The 14831-nt window shown below is 70.3% G+C and carries 13 protein-coding genes; 8 read left to right on the plus strand and 5 right to left on the minus strand.

The window, feature by feature from the left end; translation table 11 throughout:
• Nucleotides 1-9 precede the first annotated feature (9 nt).
• Both ACIOJD_RS22750 and ACIOJD_RS22755 read right to left on the minus strand, forming a co-directional pair.
• Nucleotides 10-402: a hypothetical protein gene (locus tag ACIOJD_RS22750; protein ID WP_401916542.1), complete on the minus strand. Its 393-nt coding sequence runs from the start codon at nt 400-402 to the stop codon at nt 10-12.
• 61 nt (nt 403-463) lie between these two features.
• Nucleotides 464-973 (minus strand): DUF5994 family protein, encoded by a 510-nt coding sequence (locus tag ACIOJD_RS22755; RefSeq protein ID WP_401916544.1) that lies wholly within the window; start codon nt 971-973, stop codon nt 464-466.
• A gap of 689 nt (nt 974-1662) precedes the next feature.
• On the opposite strand from ACIOJD_RS22755, the gene ACIOJD_RS22760 reads away from it, so the two are divergent.
• From ACIOJD_RS22760 to ACIOJD_RS22780, 5 genes are all read left to right on the plus strand, one after another.
• The gene (locus tag ACIOJD_RS22760) at nt 1663-3189 is read left to right on the plus strand and encodes a diaminobutyrate--2-oxoglutarate transaminase (RefSeq protein WP_401916547.1); all 1527 of its coding nucleotides are present in this window, start codon (nt 1663-1665) and stop codon (nt 3187-3189) included.
• Between the two features lie 292 nt (nt 3190-3481).
• Nucleotides 3482-5110, plus strand: coding sequence for a pyridoxal phosphate-dependent decarboxylase family protein (locus tag ACIOJD_RS22765; RefSeq protein WP_401916549.1), 1629 nt, complete (start codon nt 3482-3484; stop codon nt 5108-5110).
• Nucleotides 5107-5238 (plus strand): hypothetical protein, encoded by a 132-nt coding sequence (locus ACIOJD_RS22770; protein WP_401916551.1) that lies wholly within the window; start codon nt 5107-5109, stop codon nt 5236-5238. The genes ACIOJD_RS22765 and ACIOJD_RS22770 overlap by 4 nt, the downstream gene beginning before the upstream one ends.
• Complete coding sequence (locus ACIOJD_RS22775) at nt 5235-6656, plus strand: lysine N(6)-hydroxylase/L-ornithine N(5)-oxygenase family protein (RefSeq protein WP_401916554.1); 1422 nt, start codon at nt 5235-5237, stop codon at nt 6654-6656. Before ACIOJD_RS22770 ends, ACIOJD_RS22775 begins: the two co-directional genes overlap by 4 nt.
• On the plus strand, nt 6653-8662 hold the full coding sequence (locus tag ACIOJD_RS22780; protein ID WP_401916557.1) for an IucA/IucC family protein: 2010 nt from the start codon (nt 6653-6655) through the stop codon (nt 8660-8662). Before ACIOJD_RS22775 ends, ACIOJD_RS22780 begins: the two co-directional genes overlap by 4 nt.
• A 52-nt stretch (nt 8663-8714) precedes the next feature.
• On the opposite strand, the gene ACIOJD_RS22785 is transcribed toward ACIOJD_RS22780, so the two are convergent.
• The 3 genes from ACIOJD_RS22785 to ACIOJD_RS22795 all read right to left on the minus strand — a co-directional run bounded on the left by ACIOJD_RS22785 (nt 8715) and on the right by ACIOJD_RS22795 (nt 12235).
• Nucleotides 8715-9692, minus strand: coding sequence for an ABC transporter substrate-binding protein (locus ACIOJD_RS22785; RefSeq protein ID WP_401916559.1), 978 nt, complete (start codon nt 9690-9692; stop codon nt 8715-8717).
• A 293-nt stretch (nt 9693-9985) separates the two neighbouring features.
• Nucleotides 9986-10912 carry a hypothetical protein gene (locus ACIOJD_RS22790; RefSeq protein WP_401916563.1) on the minus strand — a complete coding sequence of 309 codons (927 nt, stop codon included), beginning with the start codon at nt 10910-10912 and terminating at the stop codon, nt 9986-9988.
• 165 nt (nt 10913-11077) lie between these two features.
• Nucleotides 11078-12235 (minus strand): ROK family protein, encoded by a 1158-nt coding sequence (locus ACIOJD_RS22795; RefSeq protein ID WP_401916565.1) that lies wholly within the window; start codon nt 12233-12235, stop codon nt 11078-11080.
• A 329-nt stretch (nt 12236-12564) separates the two neighbouring features.
• Here ACIOJD_RS22795 and ACIOJD_RS22800 point away from each other — a divergent pair, with 329 nt between their 5' ends.
• From ACIOJD_RS22800 to ACIOJD_RS22810, 3 genes are read left to right on the plus strand one after another with little or no spacing between them, the layout of a single operon-like run.
• Complete coding sequence (locus tag ACIOJD_RS22800) at nt 12565-13542, plus strand: carbohydrate ABC transporter permease (protein WP_401916567.1); 978 nt, start codon at nt 12565-12567, stop codon at nt 13540-13542.
• Complete coding sequence (locus ACIOJD_RS22805) at nt 13542-13874, plus strand: hypothetical protein (RefSeq protein WP_401916569.1); 333 nt, start codon at nt 13542-13544, stop codon at nt 13872-13874. The genes ACIOJD_RS22800 and ACIOJD_RS22805 overlap by 1 nt, the downstream gene beginning before the upstream one ends.
• A complete protein-coding gene (locus tag ACIOJD_RS22810; RefSeq protein WP_401916572.1) occupies nt 13862-14812 on the plus strand; it encodes a carbohydrate ABC transporter permease in 951 nt (316 codons plus the stop codon). Before ACIOJD_RS22805 ends, ACIOJD_RS22810 begins: the two co-directional genes overlap by 13 nt.
• The last annotated feature ends 19 nt before the right edge of the window (nt 14813-14831 follow it).

The following is a 14831-nucleotide window of genomic DNA, read 5'->3' on the forward strand; positions in this document are numbered from 1 at the left end:
GGCCCTGATCTAGGGCCGAGGGGGTTCCCTGCCGCCGGTGCTGCCTCCGCCGGTGCTGCCTCCGCTCGTACGGCCTGTCTCCGTACGGCCTGTCTCCGTACCGACCGTCTCCGTACCGCTTCCGTGTTTGTCGTGGCTGTGGGCCCACGGGCCGCGGAATCGGAGGCGGTCCCGGTGGTGTCCGTGCCTGCTGCCGGCCGGGTGGGCGCCGTGGGTCGTCGGTTCGCCGCGGAGGGCGCGGGTGGCGGCGCGGTTCTGGGGGTCCCAGAGGGTCCGGCCGTATGTGTGCGTGGTGATGCTCTGCCGGTGTTGCGCGTTGAGCATGTGGATCACCACGTATCCCGCCGCGACGAGGGCCACGATCACCACCGCGGTGAGTGCGTCGGTGAGTGCGTTCTCCATGAATGCCTCTGCCTCCTCCGTCGGTTCCGTCCCGCGTTCTGTTGTTCCTCGGGCCTGTTCCTCACTCCTCGTTCTTCATCAGAGCGCTCGCCGTCAACGGATTCTCCGGGTCCGAGGCCGCCCTCATCAGCCGGGCCGCCGCGGCCGGCGAGGTCTCCGGGGGGATCACCAGCAGATCCCAGCGGCCCTCGGAGTACGAGCGCAGGATCACCTTGTGCTGGTCCTGCTCGGCCATGAACCACCCCACATGAAGGATCCGTCCGGCCACCCGCACCTTGCGCGGCACGACCGGCCAGTGGGTGGGATTGACCAGTGCGCGGGTGATCCGGCCCTGCGATCCGTCCATGGCGGCGGTCAGTGCGGGAAGCTCCACCGCGAGGTCGCGGGACCGGGGCCACCAGGCACCGTCGAGGGCGCCCGTGCCCCGGCCGGCCGGGGCCAGCGTCAGGCGGACCGGTTCCGCGGATACGTCCGGCCGGTCCGCCGATACGTCCGGCTGGGCAGGGACCGGGATCTTCGGGGCGTCCGGGCCCTCGTCCGAGTTGGTGAGGAGTGTGAGAGTGGTCGTCATCAGACTGACCCGCCTCCGGGCTCGACACGATCGAGCCCGGTGTTGTGGAACTCCGGGAACGACACCGGCATGGCAGCGGGTGTGCGGAATGCCCCTCGGTATCTCCACAGTACGCCGACGGGGCCCCGGTGCGGCCGGAAAGTAACCGTGGGTATATCGGGCGCTTGGTATCCACTCAGGAAGTTGTTAGGTTAGGCTTGCCTAAGATTCTGGCGGTGCTGTTCGGGTTGTCGGCCGTACTGTCCAGTCTGTCCAGTTGAAGAGGCCGTGTTGGAGGGGCCGTGCCGGAACCGAATGCCACGACGGCGGCAGTGGTGACAGGGCCGTACCGGCAGTCACCGGCAACGAGACCGTGCTTGCCGCCCACATCGAATACGGGTTCGAGCCTGTGGGCCGGACGGTGCCGCGCCCCGGCCGGTGGGCGCGTCTGACGATCATGTGACCGTCCGCGGATGTCCGGCGCGGGCGCACCGGCCACTCGCCCGCTACGCGCCAACTCGTCATAGGTGCAAGCTGTTTGGCATGCCGCAGACCTGCGCCGCCCCCTCTTCCGAACCCCGTTCGGTGCCGCACGGCACTCCCTGTTCCGCCCGCCCCTCCGCCCGTCCCTGTTCCGCCCGCCCCTGTTCCGCTCACCATTCCGAGGCCGAACCAGCCGTGTCCGCCCCTTCGTCCTCCGGAGCCGTGTCATGACCGTGCCCCCCGCCACCATCCTGCCCGCGAGCGAGCCCTCCCCGGCCTCTGGACCGCCCTCCGAGCCGTCCGTCGAGTCGCTCTCCGAGCCGTCCTCCGAGTCGTCCGTCGAGTCGCTCCCGAACCCGGAGTCCCGCGCGGCGGGCATTCTGGTACGCCAGCACGCCCGGGAATCCTCGGCACGTACGTACGCCCGTTCCTTCCCGATCGTCCCGGCCCGCGCCGAGGGCATGACGGTCGAGGGGGCCGACGGCCGCCGCTATCTCGACTGCCTCTCCGGCGCCGGGACGCTCGCCCTCGGGCACAACCATCCCGTCGTACTGGAGGCCGTCCGGCGCACGCTGGACAGCGGGGCACCCCTGCACGTACTCGACCTGGCGACACCGGAGAAGGACGACTTCACCGACGCGCTCTTCGCGACCCTGCCGCCGGAGTTCGCCGACCGGGCCCGGATCCACTTCTGCGGGCCCGCCGGTACGGACGCGGTGGAGGCGGCGCTGAAGCTGACGCAGACCGCGACCGGGCGGCGGGGGCTGCTCGCGTTCACCGGGGCGTACCACGGCATGACCGCCGGGGCGCTGGCAGCGACCGGTGCGGTCGCGGTCAAGGAGCCGGTTTCCTCGGGGAGTTCGGCCGAGGTGACCCGGCTGCCGTATCCGTACTCGTACCGTTGCCCGTTCGGAGTCGGCGGCGAGCGGGGCGCCGAGCTGTCCGCCACGTACACCGAACGGCTTCTCGACGATCCGTCCGGCGGTGTCGTACGGCCCGCCGCGATGATCCTCGAAGCGGTGCAGGGCGAGGGCGGCGCGGTGCCCGCGCCGGACGGGTGGCTGCGCGAGATGCGGCGGATCACCAGCGAGCGGGAGATCCCGCTGATCGTGGACGAGGTGCAGACGGGGGTCGGGCGTACGGGCGCGTTCTGGGCGGTCGAACACAGCGGGATCGTGCCGGACGTGATGGTGATGTCGAAGGCCATCGGCGGGAGTCTGCCGCTGGCGGTGATCGTGTACGACGAGGAGTACGACGGTTGGTCACCCGGCGCCCACACGGGCACGTTCCGGGGCAACACGCTGGCGATGGCCGCCGGTGCGGCGACGCTGCGGTACGTGGCCCGGGAGGGGCTGGCCGAGCGCGCCGCGACCGTCGGCGCGCGGATGACGGCGCGTCTGGAGGGGCTGCGCTCCCAGCTGCCGGTGATCGGCGATGTCCGGGGGCGCGGCCTGATGATCGGAGTGGAACTGGTCGACCCGGAGGGCCCGGTGGACTCCTGCGGCGCCCATCCGTACGCCCCGGAACTGGCGGAACGCGTCCGTACAGGCTGTCTCGACCGAGGCCTGATCGTCGAACTCGGCGGGCGCTTCGGTGCCACGGTCCGGCTGCTCCCGCCGCTCGTCATCACGGACGAACAGGCGGAAGCGGTACTGGACCGGCTCATGGACGCGATCGCCGAGGCACAGGAACTGACGGATGGTCAGGGGCAGGGGCAGGGACAGGGACAGGGGCGGCGTGGTGGACGTGCGTGAAGTGGTGGACGGTGGCGGCGTGGTGGACGTGCGTGAAGTGGTGGACGGGGGCGGCGTGGTGGACGTGGGCGGGGCAGCTGACGTGGGCAGGGCAGTGGGCGAAATGGTGGACGGGTTGAATGGGATGGCTGGGATGGCCGGGTTGGATGGTTTGGTTGGGGTAGATGAGTTGACCGGTGTAGATGGGACAGATGAGGTCATGAGCCAGGTGTTGCGGGAGATCGGCTCAATTCGTCCGGGAGCGGGAGCGGGAACGCGGGCTGGTGCGGGGACGGGTGTGAGGTCCGGGCCGTTGGCGACCGACCTGTCCGGCGGGGTCGACGGGCCGCAGGTCCTGGAGCCGCTGATCGCCACGGTGCTGCACGCCCTGAGCAGGGGCGCCAAGCGGCGCGGCGGCCCTGTCGCCGAGGGGCGGCCGGAGGAGATCGCGGCGGCTGTCGCGGAGGTGTTCGGCGGTGGGTCCGCCGCTACAGGGGTGACTGGCGTCAATGGGGGGTCCGCTGACACCAGTTCGTCCGCCGCGACCGGCGCATCCGCGCTGGACCGGCTCACCGAACTCCTCGCCCACGGCAGCGCCGACCCCGCCGACGCGGCCTGCGCCGCCCATCTGCACTGCCCGCCCCTCGCGGTCGCGGTCGCCGCCGATCTCGCCGTTTCCGCGCTCAACCCGTCCCAGGACTCCTGGGACCAGGCACCCGCCGCGACGGCTCTGGAGACCATGCTGCTGCGGGAGTTGGCGGAGCTGGTGGGGTACGACCCCGACCGGGCCGCCGGCGTGCTGACCTCCGGCGGTACGGAGTCGAACCTGATGGGCCTGATGCTGGCCAGGGACCGGGTCCTCGGCGCGGCTACGGGACAGCAGATCGAGCTGAGCGGCCTGCCGGACGCGGGACCGGGCGCCGACCTGGCATCGGGCGGCGACACCGCATCGGGCGGCGACACGGGACCGGGCGGTGACACGGCCTCTGCGGGACGACTGAGCCCCCGTCCCCGTCCCCGTATCCTCGCCTCCGCCGCCGCCCACTTCTCCGTACAGCGCGCGTCCGCCCTCCTCGGGCTCGGTGAGGACGCGGTGCTGCCGGTCCCGGTCGACCACGAACAGCGCATGGAACCGGACGCGTTGGCGGCCGTCCTCGACGGCTGCGCCGAGCGCGGGGAGCTGCCGGTCGCGATCGTGGCCACGGCAGGCACCACCGACACCGGAGCCATCGACCCGCTGCGCGCGTGCGCCGCGCTGGCCGCCGAGCACGGCGCCTGGCTGCACGTGGACGCGGCGTACGGCGGCGGCGCGCTGCTCTCCGACCAGCTCGCACCGCTCCTGGACGGCCTCGAACTCGCCGACTCCGTCTCCCTCGACTGGCACAAACTCGGCTGGCAGCCCGCCGCCGCCGGCATCTTCCTGGTGCGCCACTCGGAGACGTACGCCTCCCTCGCACGGCGGGCCGTCTACCTGAACCCCGCCGACGACGAGGAGGCCGGTTACCCGAGCCTGCTCGGCCTGTCGCTGCGTACGACGCGCCGCGCCGACGCCTTCAAGATCGCGGTGACCCTGCGGACGCTGGGCAAGGAGGGGCTGGGCCGGCTGGTCGACGCCTGCCGTGACCTGGCGCTGTCCGGCGCCCGGACCGTACGGGAACACCCCCGGCTGGAACTGCACTGCGAACCGGTCCTGACGGCCTTCCTGTTCCGCTACCTGCCCGACGACGCGTCGCGCGCCGACGAGATCAACGCCGCGCTGCGCCGACGGCTGCTGCGCGAGGGCCGCGCCGTCGTCGGGCGTACGGAACTCCCCGGCAAGGGACCGGGGCGCGTACGACTGAAGCTCACCCTCCTCAACCCGCACACGACACGGGACGAGGTGGAGCGGCTGCTGCTCGCGGTCGTGTCGGCGGGCCACGCGGAGGAGGCAGGCGCGCCGTGAACCCGCACGAGGCCGGTCGGGCCGGCGCCTCGCGTGCCTCCGATATCTCGGACGGCGTGGATGCCCCTGCCCAGGCCGTGTCCGGCCATACGGATGTACCCAACACCCTCGCGGAGGACCAGCGGTGACGACCGAACACCAGCGAACGCACCAGCACGAGCCCGAGATCTATGACGTGGTGGGCGTCGGCATCGGGCCCTTCAACCTCTCGCTGGCCGCGCTCTGCGACGGGGCGCCCGACCTCCGTACCCTCTTCCTCGACGCCAAGCCCGCCTTCTCCTGGCACCCGGGACTGCTCCTTGACGGAACGGTTCTGCAAGTGCCCTTCCTCGCCGACCTCGTGACGATGGCGGACCCGACCAGCCGCTGGTCGTACCTCAACTACCTGAGGGAACACGACCGGATGTTCCCCTTCTTCTTCTCCGAGCGGTTCCACATACCGCGCCGCGAATACGACCATTACTGCCGCTGGGTCGCCGAGCGGCTGCCGTCCTGCCGCTTCGACGCGCGGGTCACGGAGCTGGAGTGGGATGCGAGCGCCGACGCGTTCGCCGTCACCCACCGCTCGGCGGACGGCACCACCACGTCGCGCGTGCTGGCGCGGCGGATCGTCCTCGGCGTCGGCACGAACCCGGTCGTGCCGGAAGCGCTGCGCCCGCTGCTCACCCCCGCGCACGCGGGGCGCGTCCTGCACAGCGCCGACTACCGCACCCACCGGACGAGCCTCGCCGGGCTCGACGATGTCACGGTCCTGGGGGCCGGCCAGTCCGGCGCCGAGGTCGCGCTCGACCTGCTGCGCCACCAGGACGGCGGCGGCGAGGGCGGCCCGTACGTCCGCTGGCTGGCCCGTACCCCCGCCTTCGCGCCGATGGAGTACTCCAAGATCGGCCTGGAGCATTTCACGCCCGACTACATCCGGTACTTCCGCGCCCTGCCGGAGGAGCGGCGCGAGCGGCTCGTACGGGAGCAGTGGCAGCTGTACAAGGGCGTCAGCGAGGAGACGCTGGGCGAGATACACGACGAACTGTACGAGCGGACCATTGGCGGCACGGAGCCGCGCGCCGCGCTCCACCCGGGCGTGGCGGTCGAGGGGGTCGAGGTCCTTCCCGGCAGCGGCAGCGGAACCGGCGGTGGAACCGGCGGTGGCGTTGGTGGCAGCGGCGGTTATCTGCTGACCTGTCGGCACACGCAACAGGACGAACTGTTCGAGGTCCGTACGTCCGCGATCGTCGCGGCCACGGGATACGCGGCGGTGCGCCCGCCCTTCCTGGACCCCCTGGCGAAGCTGGTGGACTGGGACGACAAGGGCCGCTACCGGATCGACGGCGACTACCGGGTCGCGCTCGATCCGACGGTGACCGGCGCGCTGTACGTCCAGAACGCCGAGCTGCACACCCACGGCGTCAGCGCCCCCGATCTCACGCTGGGCGCGTGGCGTGCGGCGACGATCCTGAACGCGGCGGCGGGGCGGACGGTGCTACGGGTGCCGGAACGCGCGGCATGGACGACGTTCGGAACACCGGCACTCCGAGGAGAGTCCGGATGAAGCGCCCCACTACTCCTGACACCCATCACACCCACAACACCCACAACACCCACAACGCTCACAACGCTCACAACGCCCGGGATACCCGTGACGCCCGTAGCGCTCGGGACGCCCGTGCGGCCAGTGACACCTGGGCGCAGGCCGGTCGGTGCCTGCTGGTCAAGGCGGTTGAGGAGTTCGCGTACGAGGAGCTGCTCGTCCCCGTACCGGATGTCCCCGAAGCCGATGACCGGATTCCCGCTCCCCCTCCCCCCGTCCCCACCCCCACCCCCGATCCCGCCACCCGCACTGCCCCGACCCCCACCGCCCCCACCGTCCCCGTCCCCTATCGGCTCGACCTCGGGGACGGCGTTCGCTGGACGTTCCGCGCGACGCGTGGCCCCTTTGCCGCCTGGCGCGTCGAGCCCGGCTCCCTGCGGCGGCACCCCGACGCCCCGTACGGCCAGGAGGCCGGTCCCGAGCGGCTGTTGCTGGACGCCCGTGCCACTCTCGGCTGGGACGGGCCCACCACCGCCGAGGCGCTGCGCGAGCTGACCGCCACCCGGCGCGCCCAGGCCGAGGCGATCGGGCGCGCGCTGCCCGCCGCCGACCTCGCCGATCTCGGCCATCTCGACCTGGAGGCCTACCAGGACGGCCATCCCTCGATGCTCCTGAACAAGGGCCGGCTCGGCTTCTCCGCGTCCGACGCCGCCGCGTACGCGCCCGAGTCCGCCCGCGCCATCCGCCTGACATGGGTGGCCGTGCACACCGATCTCGCCGCCTACTCAGGGGTCCCCGGACTGGACGCCGAGCAGCTGCTGGCGGAGGAGTTGGACCTCCACACACGGATACGGTTCGCCGTGGCCCTCGACCAGGCCTGTGCGCACAGCGGGCTTCCCGCCGATGAATTCGTCTGGCTCCCTGTCCACCCCTTTCACTGGGACGAGGCCGTCGCCACCCTGTTCGCGCCCTACATCGCCGACAGCCGTCTTGTGCTGCTCGGCCAGAGCGCCGATCGCTACCGCCCCCTTCAGTCCATCCGTACGCTCGCCAACCTGGACCATCCGCGCCGTCGCAACGTAAAGCTGCCCCTCCTGATTCGTAACACTCTGCGATGGCGTGGACTCGCCAGTGAGGCGACCGAGGCCGCTCCGGATGTGAGTGCCTGGCTGCACGCGGTGCGCGACGGCGACCCGTACCTCCGTGACGAGTTGCGTTTCCATCCGCTCGGCGAGGTCGCGGCCGTCGCGGTCGGCCATCCGCTGTACGAGTGCGTCACGGACGCGCCGTACCGCTACCACGAGCTGCTCGGCGCGGTCTGGCGCGAGCCCGTCACCGCCCAGCTCCGTGAGCGCGAGCGGGCCCGCACCATGGCGTCGCTGCTCATGACGGGCTCCGACGGGCGCACGCTCACCGAGGAGTTGGTGGCGCGCTCGGGGCTGTCGGGGACCGCCTGGCTGAGCCGGTTCCTGGGCGCGCTGCTGCCCGGACTGCTGCACTTCCTCTACCGGTACGGGGTCGCCTTCCGGCCGCACGGTGAGAACACCGTCATCCTCTTCGACAGGCGCGAGTTCCCCGTCGGCGTCGCCGTCAAGGATGTCGCGGAGGACGTGAGCCTCCTCCCCGGTACGTACCCCGAGCGCACGGGCCTCTCCGAGCGCGCGGACCGGGTACTGCCGCGCCGGCCGGCCCCCGAGCTGGCGCACTCGCTGCTCAGCGCGGTCTTCTCCGGGCACTTCCGGTTCTTCGCGCTACTGGTCGCCGAGCATCTGGGCGTGCCGGAGGGGGAGTTCTGGGGGCTGGTACGGGCCGAGGTCGAGCGCTACCACGCCCGTTTCCCCGAACTGGCGCACCACATCGCGCCGTTCGGCCTGCTCGCCCCGTCCTTCCCGCGCGTCGCCCTCAACCGCGAGCAGCTGCTGGACGGCGATCTGGACGACCGTAGGGAACGGGGCGAGGACTTCGGCGTCGTGCGCGGTACGGTCGCCAACCCGCTCGCCCGGCGGACCGGCCGCCCCGCTCGCTGAGTACGGCGGGCAGGCAGCATGCTGCCGGGCCCGTACCGCGCGGCCTTCGGGCCTACCGTGTGACCGAGGTGTGGCTCTTCTCCACCGCGTCCAGGATCTTGCCGGCGCCGGTGTATCCGGTGCCGAGCATCCACAGGTTGTCGTCGACCTTGAAGGCCGTGCCCTTCTTCACCGCGTTCAGCTTCTTCCACAGCAGACCGCCGACCGTGTCGGTCTCCTTGGCCTTCTTCGCGTCGCCGTAGGTGGAGTAGAAGATGACGTCGGCGTCGGCCTTGTCGATCTGTTCCGGGCTGACGTCGAGCGAGAAGCCGGTCTTGTCCTGGTTGGCGGGCCGGCCGACCTGGAGGTCCTTGTAGATGGACCCGACGAACGTGTCGTTCAGGTAGAGGCGGGTGTCCGCGCCCTCCACGAACCGTACGAAGCCGAACGTGGTCCTCTTCGCCTCGGCGGGCCCGCCCAGCGCCCCGGTCACCCGCTTGACGTGCGCGCTGTAGGCGGAGACGACCTTCTTCGCCTCGTTCTTCCTGCCGAGGGCGTCGGCGTGCAGTTCGAAGTTCTCGCGCCAGGCCGGACCGGTGGTCTCGGAGAAGACGGTCGGGGCGATCTCCGACAGCGCCGGGTAGTTCTTCCCGTCGCGGACCTTGCTGCTCAGGATCAGGTCCGGCTTCAGCGCGGCGATCGCTTCGAGATTCGGCTCACCGATCAGCCCGACGGGCTCGATGCCCTTCACTTCGGCCTCGGGGAGGTACGTGGAGACGGGTGCCTTGTCGGCAACGGTGGTGGCGCCGACCGGTGTTACGCCGAGGGTGACGGCCGAGTCGAGCGCGTCGGTGTCCAGCACGACGACCCGCTTCGGCGCGTCCTGGACCTTCACCTCGCCCATGACCGTCTTGACCGTGTGCGTCGCGGCCCCGCCGTCGGCTCCCCTGTCCGCGGGGTCGTCGCTGTCGCCGCCGCACGCGCTGAGGGGGAGCGTGAACGCGGTCGCCGCTGCCGCCAGGGTGATGCGGCGCGTGAAGGTACTGGACACGTGGAGAGGCCTCCCTGACGGCAGCCCGGATCTTCCGGGAGTAAGTAAGGCAAACCTAATCTTGTTGCTGCCTGGGCAACAAGTCACGTTCGGGTTAAGGGGCGTGGAGGGTGCGGGGGTACGTACGGGCGGTGCGGGAAGTACGGGCGGTAAGGCGGTACGGGCGGTACGGGAGTGCGGACCGGCTCGGACTGTGTGCCGGTCCGCACCATTCCCGTACGCCGACGTACGCCGACGTACGCCGACGTACGCCGTCCTACGCCGTGCCCGTCGCGCCGCCCGCCGCGTACGTGTCAGAGGCCGTAGCGGCTCTTGAGGTGGCGCCAGAAGTCCCGGTACATCCACTTGTCGAACTCGGTGATCCGGGTGGCGCTTCCCGCCTTCATGATGAAGCCGCCGACACCGGTCGGCGACCAGTCGTAGAAGTCGTCCAGCCCGTAGGTGTGCCCGATCTCGTGCTCAAGGATGTGGATGTCCTCCTGGTTGCGCGCGCCGACCATGTACTCGCTGCCGATCCGCTGCCCCCAGTCACCGCCCGCGCCGCCCTGGAAGCCCTTGGTCAGCCACAGCGACTGGTCGTAGTGGCGGGCGGAACCGCCGGGACACTTGCTGTAGTTGCCGTCCTGATGGAAGAAGCGCCCGCAGTCGGGGGCGCATTGAGGGGCGCCTCCACCGTCGAGATTGTTGGTGTAGATGTCGACCGAGTTGTCGGTCCACTGGAGGGTCGAGCGATTCTTGACGGCCCAGCCGACGATGTTGACCGGGACTTCCCTGTACGGGAAGCCGTCGAAGCCCGCGACCGTGTCGATCCACTTCTTGGACTGGCGCTTGAGGGCGGTGTGGATCTCGTCCCGCAACTGGGCGGTGACCGGCTGGTCGGACTCCCACCGGACGCAGTAGTTGAGGGTGCCCTTGTTGGCCATCAGCTGGTCCCAGCCGTAGTTCTTGAAGCCGTAGAGGTTGGGATACGTCGACTCGACGTGCCTCCAGACCTCGTCCAGTGGCTGCACCAGGTTGCCCGGCGGGTTCCAGACCTCGGCGGGGGCGGCCGCCGTCTGCGCCGAGGCGGGGGACGCGGGTATGGACGCGGCCGGCGTGGAGGTGGTGACCGGTGCGGAAGTGGCCGGCGCGGTGAAGCCGATGACGGACAGGGCCCCGGTCGCGGCGGCGATCACGGCCGTACGGAGCGGGCGTAAGGGCAAGGACAAGGACAAGGACATGGCGACTCTGCTCTCTTCCGGGAGGAGGGGGCGCGAAGCGACACCTCGGCCGATACGTCGGCCTGTGCATCGGTCGATACGTCGGCTCGCGACAGCAGGTCGCCGCCGTTCGCCAAAAGGTTGCCGCCCCGGCTGTCACCGCCGCGCGCGGTCCGGGAGAGCCCGTCAGTCCTTGGGTGTGCCCAGGACCAGGATCTGGATGGCCAGCACCGCCGCGCCCCGTGCCCAGTCGTTGAAGTCGGAGATCTTGGTCTCCAGGGCGACCGGGTCGGCGAGGGGATGGCGGTTCGCGTGGAGGGCGGACCGGATGGCCGGGCCCGCCACGTCGACCAGGCCGACCCCCTCTCCGGCGAGGAGGATCTTCTCGGGCATCGCGAAGTTGGCGATCTGGGCCACGACGGTGCCCAGCGCGCGGCCCGCCTCCGTCACCACTCGGGCGGCCATCGGGTCGCCCGCCGCCGCGAGGGTGAGGATCTCGTCGTACGTATGGTCACGGCCGGTGGCCGCCCTGACCTGGTAGCGGATGCTCGGGATGGCGAGCAGCGAGACGACGCTGCCCCGGTCGCCGTCGGGGGTGAGCGGGCCGTGGGGGTCGATGATCCAGCGTCGGCCGACGCCCCGGCTGTCGTCGGGCGTACGGACCAACTGGCCGCCGATGACCAGTCCGTACCCGATGCCCGCACCGATGGTGAGGACGGCGAAGCGGTCGAGGCCGCGCCCGGCGCCGAACCAGGCCTCCGCCTCGACCAGTGCCGCGACATCGTTCTCGACCACGACGGGAAGGCCGGTGCGCTCTTCGAGGAGTTCGGCGAAGGGGACGTTCTCCCAGTCCAGGAAGGGTGAGGCGACGACTCCCGTACGGCCCTGGACGTGGCCGCCCACGCCGACGCCGATCCCGGCCAGGCGGGGGAAGGAGAGGGCGAAGTCCTCGGTCATCGTGTGCAGGAGGGCGGCGACATCGTCCGGGACATGGGTGTCGAGCGGACGGGTCCGGGCGGCCACGATGTCGCTCTTGAGGGTCGTGACCACCCCGTACACCGCATCCTCGGTGATCTTGAAGCCCGCGAAATAGCGGGAGTCGGCGACGATGTCCAGCGGCTGCGAGGGGCGGCCCTGGCGGGTGGTGACCGTGACCGGCGCCGGGTCCTCGACCAGCAGGCCGGACTCGATCAGCGGTTTGGTCAGCCGGGTGAGGCTGCCGGCCGACAGGTTCAGCTTTCTGGCGATCTCGGTGCGTGAGACCGGGCCATGGGTCAACACCTCGATGGCCACCGCGCGTTCGGCGGGGCTCAGCGGCGCCCAACTGGCGGCAAACATGCTCAAGTCCCCCGCGTCCATGGCCATGACGGTGCTCCCGGTTCATCGTATCCAGGGCCGGACGATCACTTTATTCCACGTCAGAAATAATGCCACCTCATGGCCTGCGGTGACCGCCGACGGGCCGACCGGGGTACGTGCCGGGCGCCATCGCCGTAACCCCGACCGTTCGGTGAACTCCCTTAGCTGAGTCCCCACTTCGTGATCGAAACAGTCGAGGAGTGTGTGTAGGCGTGCGGAAGAGATCGAATGTGTGCATGTCTCTTGACGCATCGATTCTTTCAGGTCAAAAGTAAATGCACCCGAGGACGAGTCATGGACAAGGGAGTCTCATGATGACTGTCGCCTCACACAGTGCACGCGTCAGAACAGTGAAGAACGGACCGCGTGGTGGAGCCGGCCGCGAACGCGACGGTGGCGGTCGCGGGGACGGCGACGGCGGTCGCGGCGACGGCGCGCTGGCGGCGGTCTTCATCGCGCCTGCCATGCTCGGCTTCCTGGTGTTCCTGTTCTGGCCCACCCTGCGCGGCGTCCATCTCAGCTTCACCCGCTACAACCTGCTCACCCCCGCCGAGTGGGTGGGCCTGGACAACTACCGGCGGATGGTCCACGACCCCATCTTCTGGCGGGCGTTGCGCGTCACCGTCGAGTACGTCTTCATCAACATCGGCGTGCAGACGGTGGCGGCACTGTGCATCGCCGTACTGATGCAGCGGCTGACCAAGTCCCCCTTCCTGCGCGGCATCGTGCTCACGCCGTACCTCGTCTCGAACGTCGTCGCGGGCGTGGTGTTCCTGTGGATCCTGGACACCCGGACCGGCATCGGCAACGAGATCATCGGGGCGCTGGGCTTCGACCACATCGCCTTCCTGACCAGCCAGGAATGGGTCATCCCCAGCGTCGCGCTGATCAACGTATGGCGGCACGTCGGCTACACCGCGCTGCTGCTCTTCGCCGGGCTCCAGGCGATACCGGGTGATGTGTACGAGGCGGCGCGCGTGGACGGGGCCGGTGAGCTGCGGACGTTCTGGCGGATCTCGCTGCCGCTGCTGCGGCCGGTGCTGGCGGTCGTGCTGATCATGACGGTCATCGGGTCGTTCCAGGTCTTCGACACCGTGGCGGTGGCCACCACCGGCCCCGGCGGCCCGGCCAACGCCAGCAATGTGCTCCAGCTGTACATCTACGACTCGGCGTTCGGGCGGTTCCAGTTCGGCTACGCGTCCGCGATGTCCGTCGCACTGCTGGCCGTGCTGAGCGTGATCACCATGATCCAGTACCGGGTCACCCGGGCCGGCGAGACGGACCTCGGCTGATGCGCGGGCAGGAGTGGGAGCGGGAGCAGGAGTACGCGTACGCGTGCACGTACGAGTACCGCGAGCGGGAGGGCGAGCGGCGGGACGAGCGCGGATGCCCAGGGCGGCCGGACGAGCGGCGGGACGTGCACGGATACCCCGAGCAGTCGTACGAGCGGCCGTACCAGCCGCCGCACGAGCGGGTGTACCAGCCGCCGCACGAGCAGCCGTATCAGCAGCCGCACCAGCAGTCGTACGAGCAGACGCGCGAGTGGGCGTACGAGTGCGAGTTCCACGAGTGCGGGTTCAGGGACGAGCGGGAGCGCGAAGGAGCCGTGTCATGGCCGTACTGACCCCCACGCGAGCCGATGACGACGTCCCGGCCCCCGCGCCCGCCGTCGGCGGGCCTGTCCGCCGCCGCCCCTCGCCCGGCCGGGTGGTGGCCTGGGCGGTGATGACGGTGATCGTCCTGATGACCCTGCTGCCCTTCTACTGGATCGTGCGCACCGCGCTGTCCTCCAACACCGCCCTCACCGCCGATCCGTCCGCCCCGCTTCCCGTCGACTTCGGCTGGGGTGGTTTCGAGCGCGTCTTCGGCATGCAGAGCACGGAAGAGGCCCTGGCCGAGGGCGGTTCGGGTGCCTCGATCGACTTCTGGCGCTATCTGCTCAACTCGACGGTCGTCGCGTCCATGGTGACGGTCTGTCAGATCCTGTTCTCCGCCATGGCCGCCTATGCCTTCGCCCGGCTGCGCTGGCGGGGCCGGGACCGGGTGTTCGGGCTGTTCCTCGCCGGCCTGATGGTGCCGACGATCTTCACGCTGCTGCCGAACTTCGTCCTGATCAAGGAACTCGGTCTGGTGGACACCCTGGCCGGGATCGCCCTGCCGACCATGTTCATGACGCCGTTCGCGGTCTTCTTCCTCCGGCAGTTCTTCATGAACCTGCCCAGGGAGATGGAGGAGGCGGCCCTGCTGGACGGCGCGGGCAAGGTCCGGATCTTCTTCCGGCTCTCCCTGCCCATGGCGTCCGCGCCGGTCACCACCCTCGCCGTCCTCACGTACATCACGGCCTGGAACGACTACTTCTGGCCGCTCATGGTCTCGTACAGCGACAGTTCCCGGGTGCTCACCGTGGCCCTGTCCATCTTCCGGTCGCAGACCCCGCAGGCCGGTACGGACTGGTCGGGGCTGATGGCCGCGACGCTGGTCGCCGCCCTGCCGATGCTCCTTCTCTTCGGCGTCTTCGCCCGTCGGATCGTCAACTCCATCGGCTTCAGCGGTCTCAAGTAGGAAGTGAGGAACGGTGCGG

It is taken from the genome of Streptomyces sp. NPDC088116 (assembly GCF_044741745.1).
Taxonomy (GTDB): domain Bacteria; phylum Actinomycetota; class Actinomycetes; order Streptomycetales; family Streptomycetaceae; genus Streptomyces.